Below are 14,953 nucleotides of genomic sequence, written 5' to 3' on the forward strand. Positions count from 1 at the left end.
AAGGTTTTGCATCATGATTCCTTCCGATTCAGAGTTTTGTTGATCAAGAGAAACAGTCGGCATGCCTATTTATTGAAGGCGACGCGAACAACTCAACATCAGACGGCCAGAGCCGCCCCAGAAGGCCCCTTGCTTACCCCAGCACTTCATCCGGTCATCGCTGTTGTAGTAACCGACCACGTGTTCTTCGCTGTGCTGTTCCTTGCCGACGATCGAATCTTCTTCTTGATGCTTCATGTCAATAGTCCTTCATGTGATCAGGTTCATGGGTCAGGCAATCCATACTCTGCCGACATGCGGCCTGAAGCAGGTGCCCTGCGATAGCGGTAGCTATGTCTCTAATGGGCTTCTCGACTATCTGGCCGATGAGCCAAACGCAGAGGGCAACGGGCCGCCGGTTCCCTGGGCGAGTTGGAGCTTCTTCTCTTCATGCCGCAGTTCGTGCTCGGCGTGCTCCCAGTTCTCCTGACAGTAGCCTTCCCGGCATCCGCTCTTCTCATAGTTCGCATACGCACGCGACGCGATTTCATCGTGGCCGATGCCTCTGGGAGACGCGGGTCTCGAAGGGCTGGGGATGTTGGCTGATCGGACCGAACCGTCGCCGGACTTCGTGATGGATTCTGAGGCTTTATTTGATGTTGAACGATTCATGGTTGGGCTCTTTCTGAATGGTTGAGGCGCGGTGTTGATGATTGAATAGCATTCCTCTGTGCGAACCTTTAATGGGTCCGATCAGAGGTCTGCACGTCGTGAGCTTGATGATGGAGACCAGCACGATCCTGCGTGCGAACTGCGGATCGTGTTGAAGGATCAGGGGTTGGTCAGCCCCATGAGTCGTCCTGCTCCAAGGGTTTTAGCCCTTGCCCGCGGATCGCTCCGGGCAGCAGCATCTCGACTCGCTTCTTATTAAGGCGAACCGAGCTTCTTGTCTGGGTTTCCGATGGTTCTGGATTCACGTTCAGGATGTCCTGGATCAGTCGCATGTCACAGCTGGGCCGCTTTCCGTTAAGAAGCTCGTCGTGATCGTCTTTGCGACGCTGCCCGATTCGTTTGTCAGCCATGTACGCATCCTTTCCGAGGACAAACCCCAGCCAGCGTTATGCTTTGAAAAAAGCGGTGCCAGCAAGCCAGGATTTGATCTGAACGTATGTGAGAACCAGGCCATACAAAAGGTCTCTACGCGTTCAAACGATCAGCATTGTCCTGAAGTCGAGTGCATCAAGCCATCAGGCTCAACCCCTAGATTGATACTTAGGGATGCTCTATCGCTAATCCTGGATCATGCGGATACAATGAACGTGGTGTTTGTCTCCAAGACAACACGCGAATGGCACACCATGTCCCTTAATCCATGCGAAATCCCAGTTGATGACGACCCGCGACCGATGGCTGAGGCGGTGATTGCCTTGACACATACGCCCACTGCTGTGGTCACACAGTCAGGTGAGATCGTGGCCTCCAATGTCTTATGGACCGGGAGAAAAACATTCAGGATGGCGGCGGACGGGCCCCGAAGGCTCGAGGAGTCGCTACCCGAGTGGTTCAGTATGAAGTCGCTCACTGAGTCCATGCAGTTGGGATATCCCCCTGTCGGGCATCAGAAAGGCGTCTGGAAAACGATCTCGGCGCACAATGGCAGGCCGTATCGTCGGCAGGCTTCGATCTGCTGGTCCAGATTGCCTCTCCACGGCCAGAGTCAAACACTGACGATTATCTCGGTGTCAGACGAGCTCACGACTCATGATCTCGTCTCTTTGATCGGCTCCCAGAGAGCTCACATCGATCAGCTACTGATTCGCCAGACACTTGTTGAAGAGGCCGAGCGTCGCAGGCTGGGGCAGTCTCTTCATGATGTGGTCGCCCAGGATCTTGCCGAACTCAACTCCGAACTGATTCGTTGCAGCGCATCCGCGACATGCAAAGACCGTATGGAGAAAAAGCTCAAGCAGATCATCGCAGCGGTTCGGGACATGTCATTCGAGATCAGCCCACCGGTTCTCGAAGACCTTGGTCTGCTGCCGGCGGTACACTGGCTTAGTGAGCATGTCAGTCAGCGATACGGTGTCTGCGTGACTGCTGCCGAGGACGGCGTCGAGCCGGATCTCACGCCTGAAGCAAGAATCATCATGTTCCGTGCCTTGCGTGAGCTGGTGATCAATGCGGCGAAGTACGCATCCGAGCACGTCATCACGATCACCTGCTCATCGTCACACGATAAAAGCTCTATCGAGGTGGCTGATCGTGGACCAGGACTCCGGCGGTCCGCTAACGACAAAGTTCACTACGGGCTCCTGAGTGTCGAGCAGCAGATCCGAGGCATCGGCGGATCGTTTGAGATCTCCACCAGAAAGGGTGAAGGAACGTTGATAACCATCACCATCCCCAAGAGTACCAAGAAGAACAGATCATGACGGCTGTAGTCCTCGTTGATGATCACGCCATGATGCGGGCGGGTATCCGCTCGATCCTCGAGCACGAGGAGACCATCACCGTCGTCGGCGAAGCCAACGACGGCCGGGAGGCCATCGAGCTGACAGCGAGAGTTGTTCCTGATGTGGTGCTGATTGATGTCGGCATGCCGGGGCTTAACGGGATCGAAGCCACACGGAAGATCCTCGCCGAGGACCCGAAGGTTTCGGTCATCGCTCTCTCCATGCATTCCGATGAACGCTACCTCCACGGCATGCTCGAGGCGGGAGCGCGGGGATACCTGCTCAAGACCTGTGGAGCCAGAGAACTCATTCTGGCCATCGAGACTGTCCAGCGGGGTCAGATCTATATCACTTCCGAGCTAACGCACCTTCTGGTTGATAGACGGTATCCAAGAGCAGGCCAGGTGCAGCACGGGGGAAGCCGACTCTCTGAAGAACTGACTCCTCGCGAACGAGAAGTTCTCCAACTCATCGCTGAGGGGCAGACCAGTAAGCAGATCAGCATACGGCTCGGCACCGCGATGAAGACCATCGAATCACATCGCACCAACCTCATCCAAAAGCTGGATCTGCATTCCATCGCCGATCTGACGAAGTACGCCCTTCGAGAGGGCCTCATCCAACTCTCCGACTAAGCCTGATGCCAGACTCAGGGCATTCCCTTGAAGTACTCGTGGGTTCACCCTATAGATGCCTTGACGCTCTTGAGCCATACTTCAACAGGTGACATGAGGCGAGCCCGTAGAAGCTCGTTATATCGTATCACCGAGAGGCACGCTCCTGATGGCCACCAACAACCTGTCTCCGCTCGCTACCGCATCACGAGACCTGGTCATCCAGCTCTCTCAAGGGGCTGACCCGTCCGCGATCGAGGCCGGATGCCGAGAACTCCTGACTCAGAACACCAATGGCCTGGGATCGATCGATACACGGGTTGTTGAAGTGGCCAGTGAGATTGTCCGGGGCGTTCTGACGGGGGCTGTGATGTTGCGAACGCCCACGATCACCGCTGCAACGCGTGGTGTCTCTGAGACTGGCAAAGCCGGTAAAGACGGCGACGCGGAGCGGCTGAGTATTTCAGAACGTGCGTGCCGCGACGTGCGTGACAGCGACGACGCATCCAACTCTGATTACACAGCCGCGCTCGAGGGTGCAGCTCCCGCAGCGCATATGACTACCGAAGAACTCCGCACCTATATCGCCAAATCAGACGCTGACCCAGAAGCGTCGGGAGCGAAGTCGCTTGTCGGTGACCGCTAAAAGATCCATTTCACAACGAACCAGGAGTCAGACCATGACAACAGAGAAGAATGCAAAACACGAGAAGAGTCAGAAATCATCACCGATTAAACCAGGCACACCGATGCCACCCAAGAAGATCGTGGTCGAGGAGAAATCAGGTAAACCTGCTACCGGAATCAAGAAGTAAGCAGCCCTCGTCTCCCTGACAAGGGTCCCAGACGAGAAGAGGAGGGGACCGCCCGGTATGCGAAAGCATTACGGGCGGGTTTCAGAACGACGCTACGCCAAGCCAGGCCAGCCCTAATCGAGCCCCTGCCGTAGAGATCGTGAACCAGTTTCTGCATGTTTCCTTCTGGATGACTCACAAGGTGAGCGATCCATTGATGCGCATGCCCAAGAGTCAGGAAGACCAGAATGTGCCGTACCAAAGTCGTACTGATGACCGCCTATCTCCTCAGCCTCGCACCCGCGATGGCGTCCGCACAGACGATGCCCGATTCGCCGCGACAGGCCATCGAACTCGCCCAGCGACTCAGCCATCATCACGTCTCACTCGCAGAGGCCATCGCGTCTGCCGAAGCATCCTGTGGCGGTACCGCGATCGCTGTGCGTCTCTCACTTGACCATATCGAGACCCTGCCAGATACCGCGACGCTGCTTCCCTCAGGCCAGGTCTTCGCAGCCCCCCCGATGGCGCCAGACAAATCAAAGACCCTGGATCAGAAGGCCAAGGCCACACCCCCCGCCTTGGATGATCCCACCTCACTCTACGCGGTTGTGACATGCGTCATCGACGCCTCCAGAACCAGAGATGTGGTCATCGACCTGTCCGACGATACGGTCGTGGGCATGCATCACATGGGGATGATGTCTCGTTCACGTGGGTCAACCATGCATGGCCCAATGAATGGACGCTCAGAACAAGCCATGAGGCACCGTGCCACAGATCTCATGAACTGCCAGGCATCGAACCAGGCGGGCGAGGATCTTGGCAGCATCGACGATCTCGCCATCGATCCGGCTTCGGGCCGAGTGGTCTACGGCGTTCTCAGGCGTGGCGGGATTCTTGGTATGAACCAGTCTTCTTACGCCGTCTCGTTGGTTGGTTCCAAGTCCGGCGAGAAAGACGATCTGGTGATCGCTGCATCGGAATCTGACTTCAAGGGGCGCGAAGGCTTCGACACGGATCATTGGCCTCTTGGTGCAGACGAGGCGATTGGCTCAAAGCAGAAGACTGCTACCACGAATGTGGTCAAGCCCAAGAGCATTTCCAAGGCATCCAAGATCATTGGCTCTCAGGTGATGACGAGAGACGGCAAGAAGGCCGGAACCATCAGCGATCTGGTCATCGACGCCAAGAGCAGTCAGATAGCCTTCGTGATCATCAGTACGGACCGTGGGCAGGTCCAGTGCACGATCAAAGAGATCGAGATGACCGCCGAGAAGTTCAAGTCCACGCTCACGACCAAAGAGCTCCAAGCCAGGCCGATCCTCAACGCACGTGTGGAACCCGACTGGAATGACACCGAGCCAGACACGAAACCAACAAGGTAGTGATCTGGGTAGCGCAATAGACTCTCCACTTTGTCGGCGATTGAATCACCGATAAGCAACCAGAGTGACGAAGCGCATAGCAGGCTCTCATCAGACCGACTTCTCTAGGGAAGCCGGTCTTTGTTATTACTGGCATGAGTTGGGTTACTAGAGGACCGAGCTGCCCTTGGTCGCGTGCCCCAGCATGCTCGAGCGCGAATGCAACACGCCAGAACAGATGCGTTTTGCCAGCGGTCTCTGTCGTTTCAGGGAGCTCGCGCAGATAGTGGAGGCGCGCTGAGGCCAGGGGCGTCCCCAAGCCGAATGTGTCTAGTTTCCTGATGTATCCGAACGTATTCACTCTACAAGGCCGAGCCATCAAAAGTCAGTGCCCTCTAGCTAGCTTGACTACAGCCCAGCCTTAAGCATGTATGTGTGCATGCCAGCTCAGGACCCAACCGATCTTCCAGCAGCTAGTACTTCGCAGCTTCGCCTCCTCTGGCAGAACCGTGTCGCCTCCTCGAAGCCTCACCCACCGCGCAGCCGCACGCTGCTGCTGCGTGACCTCACCTGGCCCGATCAGCAGGCTCACCACGGCGGCTTCGACGCCGAGACCGCTCGCCTTCTAAGCCACGCCATCCGCACGGCCGAGCGTCCATCATCGCGCACCGGTGCCTCCAAGCCCCGCCCCAGAGCCCTAAAGCCCTCAAGGCTGACCCCCGGCACCTCGCTGCTGCGCATCTGGCACGGTGTCACCCACGAGGTCCACGTCGAAGCCACTAGTCGCTTCTCCTATCGGGGTAAGCCCTACCGCAGCCTCTCAGCGATCGCCCGCGAGATCACCGGTGCCCGCTGGTCCGGCCCGCGCTTCTTTGGTCTCCAAAAGCCCTGAATCGACTGGATCTTCCGGGTGATCTATGGCTTATGTGTCTCTACAAGCCATGCCCAAGCGCTGCGCCATCTACACCCGCAAGTCCCACGAGGAAGGCCTCGACCAGGCCTTCAACTCGCTCGATGCGCAGCGCGAAGCCGGTCTTGACTACATCCGCAGCCAGAAGCACGAGGGCTGGACGGTCGTTGACCGCTATTACGACGACGGCGGCTTCTCCGGGGGCAACACCGACCGACCCGCGCTCAAAAAGCTCCTTGAGGACATCGAACGCGGCCGAGTCGATGTCGTGGTGGTCTACAAGGTCGACCGCCTCTCACGTTCGCTCCACGACTTCGCCCAGATCATGCAGCGCTTCGATGAGAGGAGGGTGAGCTTCGTCTCGGTGACCCAGCAGTTCAGCACCACCACCTCGATGGGCAGGCTCACTCTTAACATGCTCCTGAGCTTCGCGCAGTTCGAACGCGAGGTCACCGGCGAACGGATCCGTGACAAGATCGCCGCGACCAAGAAGAAGGGGATGTGGGCCGGCGGTCAGCCACCTCTGGGCTACCGGGTCGAGAACAACATCCTCCAGATCGTGCCCCCGGAAGCGGAGATCGTTCGTTGCATCTTCGAGGGGTATCTCAAGCACCGCTCGCTGCTGAAACTGGCCGAGCAGCTCGATCAGCAGGGCCTTCGGACCCGCAGCTGGACCAGCTCCAAAGGTATTGCGCACGGCGGCCGTAGATTCAGCACCAACGCCCTGCACCGCACCCTCACCAATCGGACCTATCTCGGCAGGATCACCCATAAGGGCAAGGTCTGGCCGGGCCTGCAAGAGCCGATCATTGACAAGGAACTCTGGGATCGGGTGCATAAGGCGATGCATAAGCGCAGCCGCCAGGCTGCTTCAAGCTGGCGTCACACGCATCTTCTAAAGGGCAAGCTCAAGACCCGGGAGGGCGTGACCCTGACCACCGGTTCCACCGGCCGCAAGAAGCAGCGTCATACCGGAAGGGCGGTTCCCTACTACATCAGCATGACGGCGCTTAAGCAGGGCTACAAGACCTGCGCGATCAAGAGCCTCAACGCCCGGCACCTGGATGACCTGGTCCGCTCGATTGTGCTGACTCAGGTCCAGGAGGACCCACGATACGCGCGACTCGCTTCGCTCGAGCCATCGGTCCGCGACGCGATCCTCCGAGCCACCATCCAGCGTGTCACCCTAGCCGAGGATCAACTGGACGTTCATCTGGATCTCGCTGCTGGCGCAGCTGCGATCGAGGACGGCTGCGCAACAGGCGATGCTGCAGAACTACAAAAGACCCCCTTCCCAGTCTGTCTCTACCGCCCAGCCGTGGAACGGGATGGTGAGCGCCTCCACATCACGCTGGCGATCCAGATCAAGAAGCTCGACGGCAAGCGATTGATCCTGGGTCCCGATGGTCAGGACCTCTTCCAGCCGGCGCAGCCCGAGCCTCAGCCGCACCTGGTTCTGGCCTTGGGTCAGGCCTACAGCTGGAAGCAGAGGCTTGAATCGACGGGCTGCACCCTCGCGGCCCTGGCCAAAGAGCTGGGCATCACCGAAAGGCGGATCCGCGAACTGCTGCCCCTGACCCTTGTGGGCCCCGGGCTGGTCAAACGGATCCTCACTGGGAACCACGGCTCGACGATCACCCTCGATCGGCTTCTGGCAACCGCCACGCATCTTGATTGGCAACGCCAGCTGGCGTTCCTGGGCATGGACGAGCCAGTCAGCACAACCCCCTGAAGCCAACGAATCACTCGACCTTGAGCAGCCAGAGGGGCCCATCCGGACCACTCAAATCCGCAATGGAGACACTGCCCCCACAGCGGCATCATTCAGCGGCTCCAGAAAAAACGGAGACGGCTGAGAAATCCGAGATCACGCCGAAAGGGCCGGGGGATCGGCGGTGGTTCGTCTAATGTAAGTTCTTGTCAATGAAGAACTTATAGTAAGCGGACGGGGATTCCGGTTACGGCCATCGGTCTCTGATTAATGGTCATTCAGCTAGGAATCCAGGCTAAGCGATGTCCGATGTGTCCGGTCGAGAGGGGTCTGGCTGTTCGCTAAGTATCTCGTAGCACTTTCTTTATCAATGTCCGGGCTTGCCGACCCGGACATTGGGCGAGGAGGGTATGTCCCAGCCGCGTGACCGGTCGATCTGGATGTTGATCGATACTATTTGCTCAGTGGTACATGGCAGCAACTTATTCGCGTGACTCTAGCCGGACCCCCTTGAGCGACACTTCCATCAAGCAGAGTTGATCAGATCCAGAAGCGTTGCGGCCTCAGGCTCTAGCGCCGCCGGCTCGTCTTCGGGCACGAACTCCAGCATGAGGTGATGGTCACGACCGTCTTCACGCAGCAGCCGGAGGCAGGAGCGCCAGGAGTCCTGCGCCTCAGCCAGGGCACGCCGCTCGATCTTGCCATCCTTCATACGCCAGTTAAACACGTGGACATCTGTCACCGCTTCGAGCACACTTTGCAGATCAGCCACTCGTTGCTCATCGCTGAATCGGTTGGGGGGCTGCCAGCCAAGTGTCAGAGCCGGATGACCGATCTCGTCTCGCAGCCGCGTAGCCGATGCAGCGGTATCAGTCAGCGTGCTGGCGTGATACTCGACGACCACACGTACCCCTCGGGTCTCAGCCTGAAGGACAAAGTGTCTGCCATCTTCGACGATCCGAGAACGCTCCGTGTCGCTTGTCTCCGCCGACCCACGCGTACCCGCCCAGACCCGGACGGCAGGAGCTCCCAAGGCGACTGCGGTCTCGATCACCCGGTCCGCAGCACCGTCGATCAGTGCCTGCTCGCCAAGCCTGTAATAGGAACCGTAAGAACCACATACCAGACCGTTGGCTCGCGTGCGTTCTCCAACACGTTTAGCCGAGACCAGGTCTCCGTGAGGCACGTGAAGATCACCACCCCACTCGATGGCGGATAGGCCAGTATTCAGAGCAAGGTCGATGATCGCCTCAGGCGTGAGCTGGCGATAGGTGATGGACACGAGCCCCGGTATCAGCATGACGACTACCTCACCCTTTGACTCAAACAGATCACAAACGGTCCTATCATGATTCTGCGGAGCACATAATGCTTGATCAGGATTCTCGCGATCATCTCGTGGTCGCTTCGGTGCAGATGGCAGGGCTATCGATCAGGTTCTGAAAGCAGCGCGTGGCTCAAACAATCATGGACCCCGGGGCCCGGTCTGGGCGCGGGCCGAGGGGCCAAGGGTCTCGATCCGGATCATGATCCTCAGAGGCTCGTCCGATTGCAGGTTCAGGGCAAGCTTTCGGATCGCACGATCAGGGTCGGCTGGGCCATACTCAGGGGCGACGCCTTGAGGCGCAAAACTACTCCCCAGCGCGTTGTTGAGGAGGCTGCCGCCATGGTTGGGGTTCTGTCCTGCGGGGTCGGGTGAGGTAGGCAGTGGCCTGGCTGCCATGATCTGCCAGCCAGCCTCGGCAGGTTCAGTGAGGATAACCCGGATCGTTTGGCCCTCCTGCGTAAGGGTCGCGACACGCCGATCGGCCGAGAGATCGATGCGGGCGCGCGTGTGTGCGAACCACCACAGATCGATTGGCTCTCCAGCGTCGATCGCGTCGGTGATCGTGGCGGCATCTTGAGTGAGCGTGAAGGTCCGAGATACCGGGACGCCATAGACCTGCGACAGATCAACTGAGATGCTCTGATCTTCGACCACCATTGGAGCATCAGCGCTCAGGTCCTGGTCTGGCCTCTCGGTTGGGTTGATCACGAGGGTGTTGTGCCCCTCGGCGCGATTGCGATAGTAGTGCCACCGCCGACCATCACGGCTCTGATCGAAGTATCCGGGCAGGTTGTAGTCGTCACGACCCGGATCGATAAACCAGCGGATTCCTCGTGTCTCCAGGACGAAGGAGCCCAGGTCGAGCTGTCCGTGCGCCGATGGGAGCGTGCCCCCTTTGACAGCCAGAAAGCTGGCCATCGGGTCACCCCAGGCCGTGCGTATCATGGCCACGCCGACTTTCTCGTAGTACTTGCTGCGGGGAAGTGGTGTGGTTGATTCTTCGAGTAGCTGCGGGTCGTACCAGATCAGTTCGAGCAGCCTGCCCCGGTCACGTTCCACAGCAAATCGCGCGTAAGCGGGCTGAGAATACCTCCTGGCGAGGTACATCAGCGCCGGCGAGGCGAAGCGAGATTCGATGGCGTCGGCGAAGTTAAAGACGAACCCAGTCGGTCCGGTCATCTGCAGCGGGAAACTTCCGGTGAGGTCGAAGCCTTCGATCTCAGCAAGCCCGAACGCGTGTCCAAGCGCCGATTCAAGCCCGGCGATCGCCAGCACGTTGTAGGTCGTGCCATACGACCAGTATCCCGGGCCTTCCTCGTACCCGCCGTCCGGCGCGTAACGCGCCATCGACTTCGGCAGTGATCCAATACACAATTCAATGATCCGTGCACTCAGGTCGGGCTCTTCATCGGCGACGGCCAGGGCGGCCAGGATCAACCCGCCGCCGCAGACCTGATTCCAGTTATTGCTGGTGGTCGTCCACCATGCCTCGTCTTCGTAGGCAGACAGAGCGGGTTGGAGAGCATGGCGGACAATGGCCTGACGGATCACGGCTCGCTGATCTTCAGTCCAGGTGTCGTAGAGCCAGTCATAAGCAAGTGCGAAGCCAACGGCCATCTCAGCGACATCAAGAAAGTGCGCCGGGTTCCAGTCCGGGAAGCCCGCCGCGGCTTCGAGGTCCGCCCAGATACGATCGATGTACCGTTTATCAGGGTTGAGGGTGTGCAGCAGGCCAAGAATCTGCACCCGTGTCATGACCGCGCGGCTCTCATATAGCAGGCGAACACCATCGCGAAGCTGATGTTTTGCGACGGGTTGAGCGAGAAGATCGGGCGCACGAAGACGCAGTCGCTGGTGCCAGTCGCCAGCCACCTGATCGGTCTGGACGAGCGCACGAAGACGCTCGAAATCACTCATATTCACCAGCAGCCGAGGATGAGGTCGCACCTGCTCCGCGATCGAGTCGATGCGGAACGGTCCCGCAGGCAATCGACTCGCGTCGGTCAGATTCGCGCTGTCGGGGTTGTTGGCCCAGGCGTAACGGGCGGCTTTTGCCTGGACCCCGGTGGGGGGCGTGAGTCGGATTCGGTTGGGTGATTCGATCGTGGCTTCGGCCCAGTGCCAGGCACTGTGGCTGTCCTGAACAGCGAAGTGCCGTGGCGGCTCCCCGTCGATCGTGGTGAGGTCGCCGGTGCTCTCGAAGGTCAGAATCACACGCCCGCGATCGTGTCGGAGCGTCTGGACCCTCGGGCCTTGAGAAGCAATCGGTTGTCGATAGACGGTCGCGAGCGCCCATTGTGCAAGGCGTAGGGCAACGGGCTGCTTGTTGGGTGGGTGCCCGTTGTCCGAGTCGCCAAGGTCGATGGTCACGGCGAGACCGGCGTCGTGAAGATCACGGGCGGCCAGACGCTGGGCTTCGCGAAGACTGGCCCACGCTGAATCCACAGGCTGATCGTTCGGCTGCCGATAGTTGGGCAGTTGAACGATGCCAAAGGACAGCCGAGGATCGTCCCAGGCCTCTCGCCAGCTGGTGATCAGCGTCTTGAGCATCAGCTCATAGTCATCTGCCCGTGCGACATCCGATTCGCCCTGGTACCAGATGACGCCACGCAGAGAAAATGGGATCAGCGGGTGAATCATGGCGTTGTACAGGCTCGACGCCTGGGACTGCGGTCGAAGCGCCACCGGTGGGGCTGGTTTTCTGGAGGGGGCCTTACCTTCCGCGATTGCTCTGTCACGCTCGGCTTGCCACGAGGCGATCCGGCGGGCATGCTCCGCCTCGAGCCGCGGACGATCGGCCTCCCGGCGGGCGTCACGATCGAGAATATGGCTCAGCGCACGATCCGCCTGGATGGCCTCGATCGGCGTCCAGGCATCGGCGGTTGTCGCTCCCCATGCCGAACTGATCAGCCCGATCGGTACGTCCATTTGCTGGTGCAACTCAAGCCCATAGAAGTAGCCGACAGCGCCGAATCGTTCGGCACTCTCGGGACTGCTTGCCAACCACGAGCCCTGCAGGTCCTCGCCACGCTCGACGACATGATTAGCAACGAGAAACAGTCGGAGGTTGGGGTACGCGTCGGCCTTCTCTATAGCCCGCGGCCCTCGCTCCGCATTGCGCAGACCAAACTGCATGTTGGACTGACCAGTACACAGCCAGACCTCACCGACCAGCACATCCCGGAGTACCGCGCTGTCGGGTCCAGCCTCGATGGACAGCGACCGTCCGTGAGCGCTTCCCATCATCGGTTCGAGCGTGACACGCCAGTCACCCGTCTCGCTAGCGATGACGGTATGAATCTGGTCGGCGAATCGAACCGTGATCGGAGTACCCGGTAGGGTGCGACCCCAGATAGGCACCGGTTTGTGCCGTTGAAGCACCATGTGATCATCGAGAATGGCCGGTAGTTGCAACGCAGCACAGACCATGGCAGGCCAGAACAAGGTGAGCAGGGCGGCAAGAAAGGTGGCGGAGAGTTTCACGGTGATGACCCTGAGAGGTGATGGTGAGACTACTTCACATAATCCCAGCGATTTCCCGCGGCGGCAATGCGCAAAAACGCCCTTGTCTTGCGAGATCACGAATCAGGCGTAAACCGTTAATCATGTTGCGGGATAAGCTCTTGATCGAAGGGCGAGAGAGTCTATTCTGAACCGTTCAACTCGATTCTGGCTCGGTGGTCCCATGAGGCGGATCGAACCATGTGGCACGCCTTTGACATTCTCGCAGATCATCTGCACGTCCCCGAATCGCTGCGACAGACCGCGGTCCCTGAGACGGCAAGGCTGGTCTATGGCGAACGCATCGTACGCTGGTTCTCGGATAAATCGGCAGACGGTCCCTGGCCGGCAGATGTTGACCTGCGACCCGGAATGGTCCTCTCGCGCACGGTCGGCAAGGATGATCTTCGCCTCCGCATCGAGCAGAGCTGGCCCCAGACCGTGCCCTGTGTGCTTGAACTCGACCTGGTCTGCGAGGCTCAGGGGCTGCACACGGTCAGGTCATGGAACGCCCGTGAAGTGATCGGTTCCGAGGATCAACCGTCCCCCCTCGTAGCCACAACCGAGCGCGGAACCTGGGAGCAGGGTGTCCTCAGCCGCCGTCACGTCGGCGGGCGCAACGAGATAGCCCACCAGCGGCGTGTCGGGGGCTTGCTGTCAATCTATGGCTTCATGGGGCGATTCCCACTCGACGCATGGCCGATGAACTCGCAACAGGCCGATGAATACGAATTGCTGTACGAGCGCATGCTGGAACTGGGCCCGGTCCGCCTGCGTCAATTGCCGCAAGGCCCGGTCTATGATCGTCCCGCAGCCGAGGGTCTCAAGGGCTACGAGTTGCGGCCCGAGCGAGGCTTCCCTCTCGAGTTCTGGGTCAATGGCCGCGGAACCGTGATCTACCTCGTTGAGGCGGCAACCAGAGCCTGGATGCTCGAGTCAGTGGAGGCGCTGTGATGAATCAGCCACGAATTACAAGGCGGCGGTTCGTGCAGGGATGTGCAGCTGGCGCGCTAGGCGGGATGGTCGCACCCATCGCATGGGGTCAGGCTCCGGCGGCGGGGCGAGCCCGACGGCCGAACATCCTGACAATCAGCACGGACCAGTGGCACGCCGGAGCCTTCGGACACCTCGGCAACCCTTGGGTCCGCACTCCCCATTCGGACCGCATCGCCGACCGATCTGTGCGCTTTGATCAGGCCTACTGCGCGGACCCCGTCTGTGCTCCCTCCCGCACCTCATGGCTGACCGGACGCATGCCGGTGGAGCACGGCGTGATCGGCAACGGCGTCGCAATAGACCCCGGGATGATCGACAGCGGGCAGTGGTTCGGTAACCACGGCTACGAGACCGCTCACTTCGGCAAGTGGCACACTCGCGGACGCAACCCGGCCCGATCACACGACATCTATCACGGCATGCACCCCGCTGGCCAGTACGCCGATACCAGCGTCGCGCAGATGGCACGGTCCTACCTCCTCGGGCGGCCTAAGACCAAGCCCTTCTTCGCCCACGTCGCGCTCATGAATCCCCACGACATCTGTCAGGTCTCATGTTTTCACACCGCCGCAGGTGATCTCCCCATCGATCCGGAGCAGCTTCCACCCCTGCCGGATAACTTCAGCAACCGTCCCGACGAACCGTCAACGCTTGCACGCCGAGTACGACAGTCTTTCCGAAGGGCGCAACAACGCAGCTGGGATGAACTGGACTGGCGTCTCTACATCTGGATGTACTACCGCTACTGCGAACAGGTGGACCTGGCCGTTGGCATGATCCTCGATGCACTCGACGCCTCGGGAGAAGCAGAGAACACCCTGCTGGTTTACACCTCCGATCATGGGGAGGGGCTCTCGCATCACGGCCTATATACCAAAGCGTTCCTGTATGAATCCGCGGCCAGGGTCCCGTTCTATATCAGCTTCCCGGGGCGTCTGGACACCGGCGCGGCCAACACATCCATCCCGGTCTCGGGGATTGACCTGATGCCGACATTCTGTGCTGCGGCGGGGGTCCCGACCCCGACGGACCTGCCGGGTGAGGACGTGCTCGGGCAGTGGCGCGAAGGCACAAGCCGGCGCGAACACCTGGTGATCTCCGGGTCCTTCGGCGGCCATATGGTGCGTGACGATCGATACAAACTCATCCGCTACGACAACGATGAGACCGTGCAGTTGTTCGATCTTGAGAAAGATCCGGGAGAGACGAGAAACCTCGCGGGCGAACAACCCAGCCGTGTGGCCTCGCTCTGGACCGGCGCGGAGGCTTTTCACCAGCGGCTCAAGCCGAGACAACCCTAA

The 14,953-nt window shown here is 59.6% G+C and carries 13 protein-coding genes; 9 read left to right on the plus strand and 4 right to left on the minus strand.

Annotation, left to right across the window (positions count from 1 at the left end; genetic code table 11):
* Positions 1 to 69: 69 nt before the first annotated feature.
* Both RIG82_10040 and RIG82_10045 read right to left on the minus strand, forming a co-directional pair.
* A complete protein-coding gene (locus tag RIG82_10040) occupies positions 70 to 237 on the minus strand; it encodes a hypothetical protein (protein MEQ9461279.1) in 168 nt (55 codons plus the stop codon).
* Positions 238 to 354: 117 nt separating this feature from the next.
* Positions 355 to 651, minus strand: a complete 297-nt coding sequence (locus tag RIG82_10045; protein ID MEQ9461280.1) for a DUF2934 domain-containing protein — start codon at positions 649 to 651, stop codon at positions 355 to 357.
* Positions 652 to 860: 209 nt separating this feature from the next.
* Between RIG82_10045 and RIG82_10050 the strand changes: the two genes are divergently transcribed.
* From RIG82_10050 to RIG82_10080, 7 genes are all read left to right on the plus strand, one after another.
* Positions 861 to 2,411: an ATP-binding protein gene (locus RIG82_10050; GenBank protein ID MEQ9461281.1), complete on the plus strand. Its 1,551-nt coding sequence runs from the start codon at positions 861 to 863 to the stop codon at positions 2,409 to 2,411.
* Positions 2,408 to 3,067, plus strand: a complete 660-nt coding sequence (locus tag RIG82_10055; GenBank protein MEQ9461282.1) for a response regulator transcription factor — start codon at positions 2,408 to 2,410, stop codon at positions 3,065 to 3,067. Before RIG82_10050 ends, RIG82_10055 begins: the two co-directional genes overlap by 4 nt.
* Before the next feature lie 148 nt (positions 3,068 to 3,215).
* On the plus strand, positions 3,216 to 3,692 hold the full coding sequence (locus RIG82_10060) for a hypothetical protein (protein MEQ9461283.1): 477 nt from the start codon (positions 3,216 to 3,218) through the stop codon (positions 3,690 to 3,692).
* A 34-nt stretch (positions 3,693 to 3,726) separates the two neighbouring features.
* Positions 3,727 to 3,861 (plus strand): hypothetical protein, encoded by a 135-nt coding sequence (locus tag RIG82_10065; protein ID MEQ9461284.1) that lies wholly within the window; start codon positions 3,727 to 3,729, stop codon positions 3,859 to 3,861.
* 251 nt (positions 3,862 to 4,112) lie between these two features.
* Positions 4,113 to 5,228 (plus strand): PRC-barrel domain-containing protein, encoded by a 1,116-nt coding sequence (locus RIG82_10070; GenBank protein ID MEQ9461285.1) that lies wholly within the window; start codon positions 4,113 to 4,115, stop codon positions 5,226 to 5,228.
* A gap of 418 nt (positions 5,229 to 5,646) precedes the next feature.
* Complete coding sequence (locus RIG82_10075) at positions 5,647 to 6,099, plus strand: DUF2924 domain-containing protein (GenBank protein MEQ9461286.1); 453 nt, start codon at positions 5,647 to 5,649, stop codon at positions 6,097 to 6,099.
* A 49-nt stretch (positions 6,100 to 6,148) separates the two neighbouring features.
* A complete protein-coding gene (locus RIG82_10080; protein ID MEQ9461287.1) occupies positions 6,149 to 7,849 on the plus strand; it encodes a recombinase family protein in 1,701 nt (566 codons plus the stop codon).
* 505 nt (positions 7,850 to 8,354) lie between these two features.
* Here the strand turns inward: RIG82_10080 and RIG82_10085 are convergent.
* Positions 8,355 to 9,110, minus strand: coding sequence for a TIM barrel protein (locus RIG82_10085; GenBank protein ID MEQ9461288.1), 756 nt, complete (start codon positions 9,108 to 9,110; stop codon positions 8,355 to 8,357).
* A gap of 183 nt (positions 9,111 to 9,293) precedes the next feature.
* Positions 9,294 to 12,638: a sialate O-acetylesterase gene (locus tag RIG82_10090; GenBank protein ID MEQ9461289.1), complete on the minus strand. Its 3,345-nt coding sequence runs from the start codon at positions 12,636 to 12,638 to the stop codon at positions 9,294 to 9,296.
* Positions 12,639 to 12,857: 219 nt separating this feature from the next.
* On the opposite strand from RIG82_10090, the gene RIG82_10095 reads away from it, so the two are divergent.
* On the plus strand, positions 12,858 to 13,610 hold the full coding sequence (locus RIG82_10095; protein ID MEQ9461290.1) for a hypothetical protein: 753 nt from the start codon (positions 12,858 to 12,860) through the stop codon (positions 13,608 to 13,610).
* Entirely contained in the window at positions 13,610 to 14,953 is a 1,344-nt protein-coding gene (locus tag RIG82_10100) for a sulfatase-like hydrolase/transferase (protein ID MEQ9461291.1), read from the plus strand. The genes RIG82_10095 and RIG82_10100 overlap by 1 nt, the downstream gene beginning before the upstream one ends.

The organism is Phycisphaeraceae bacterium (genome assembly GCA_040222855.1).
GTDB lineage: Bacteria > Planctomycetota > Phycisphaerae > Phycisphaerales > Phycisphaeraceae > Mucisphaera.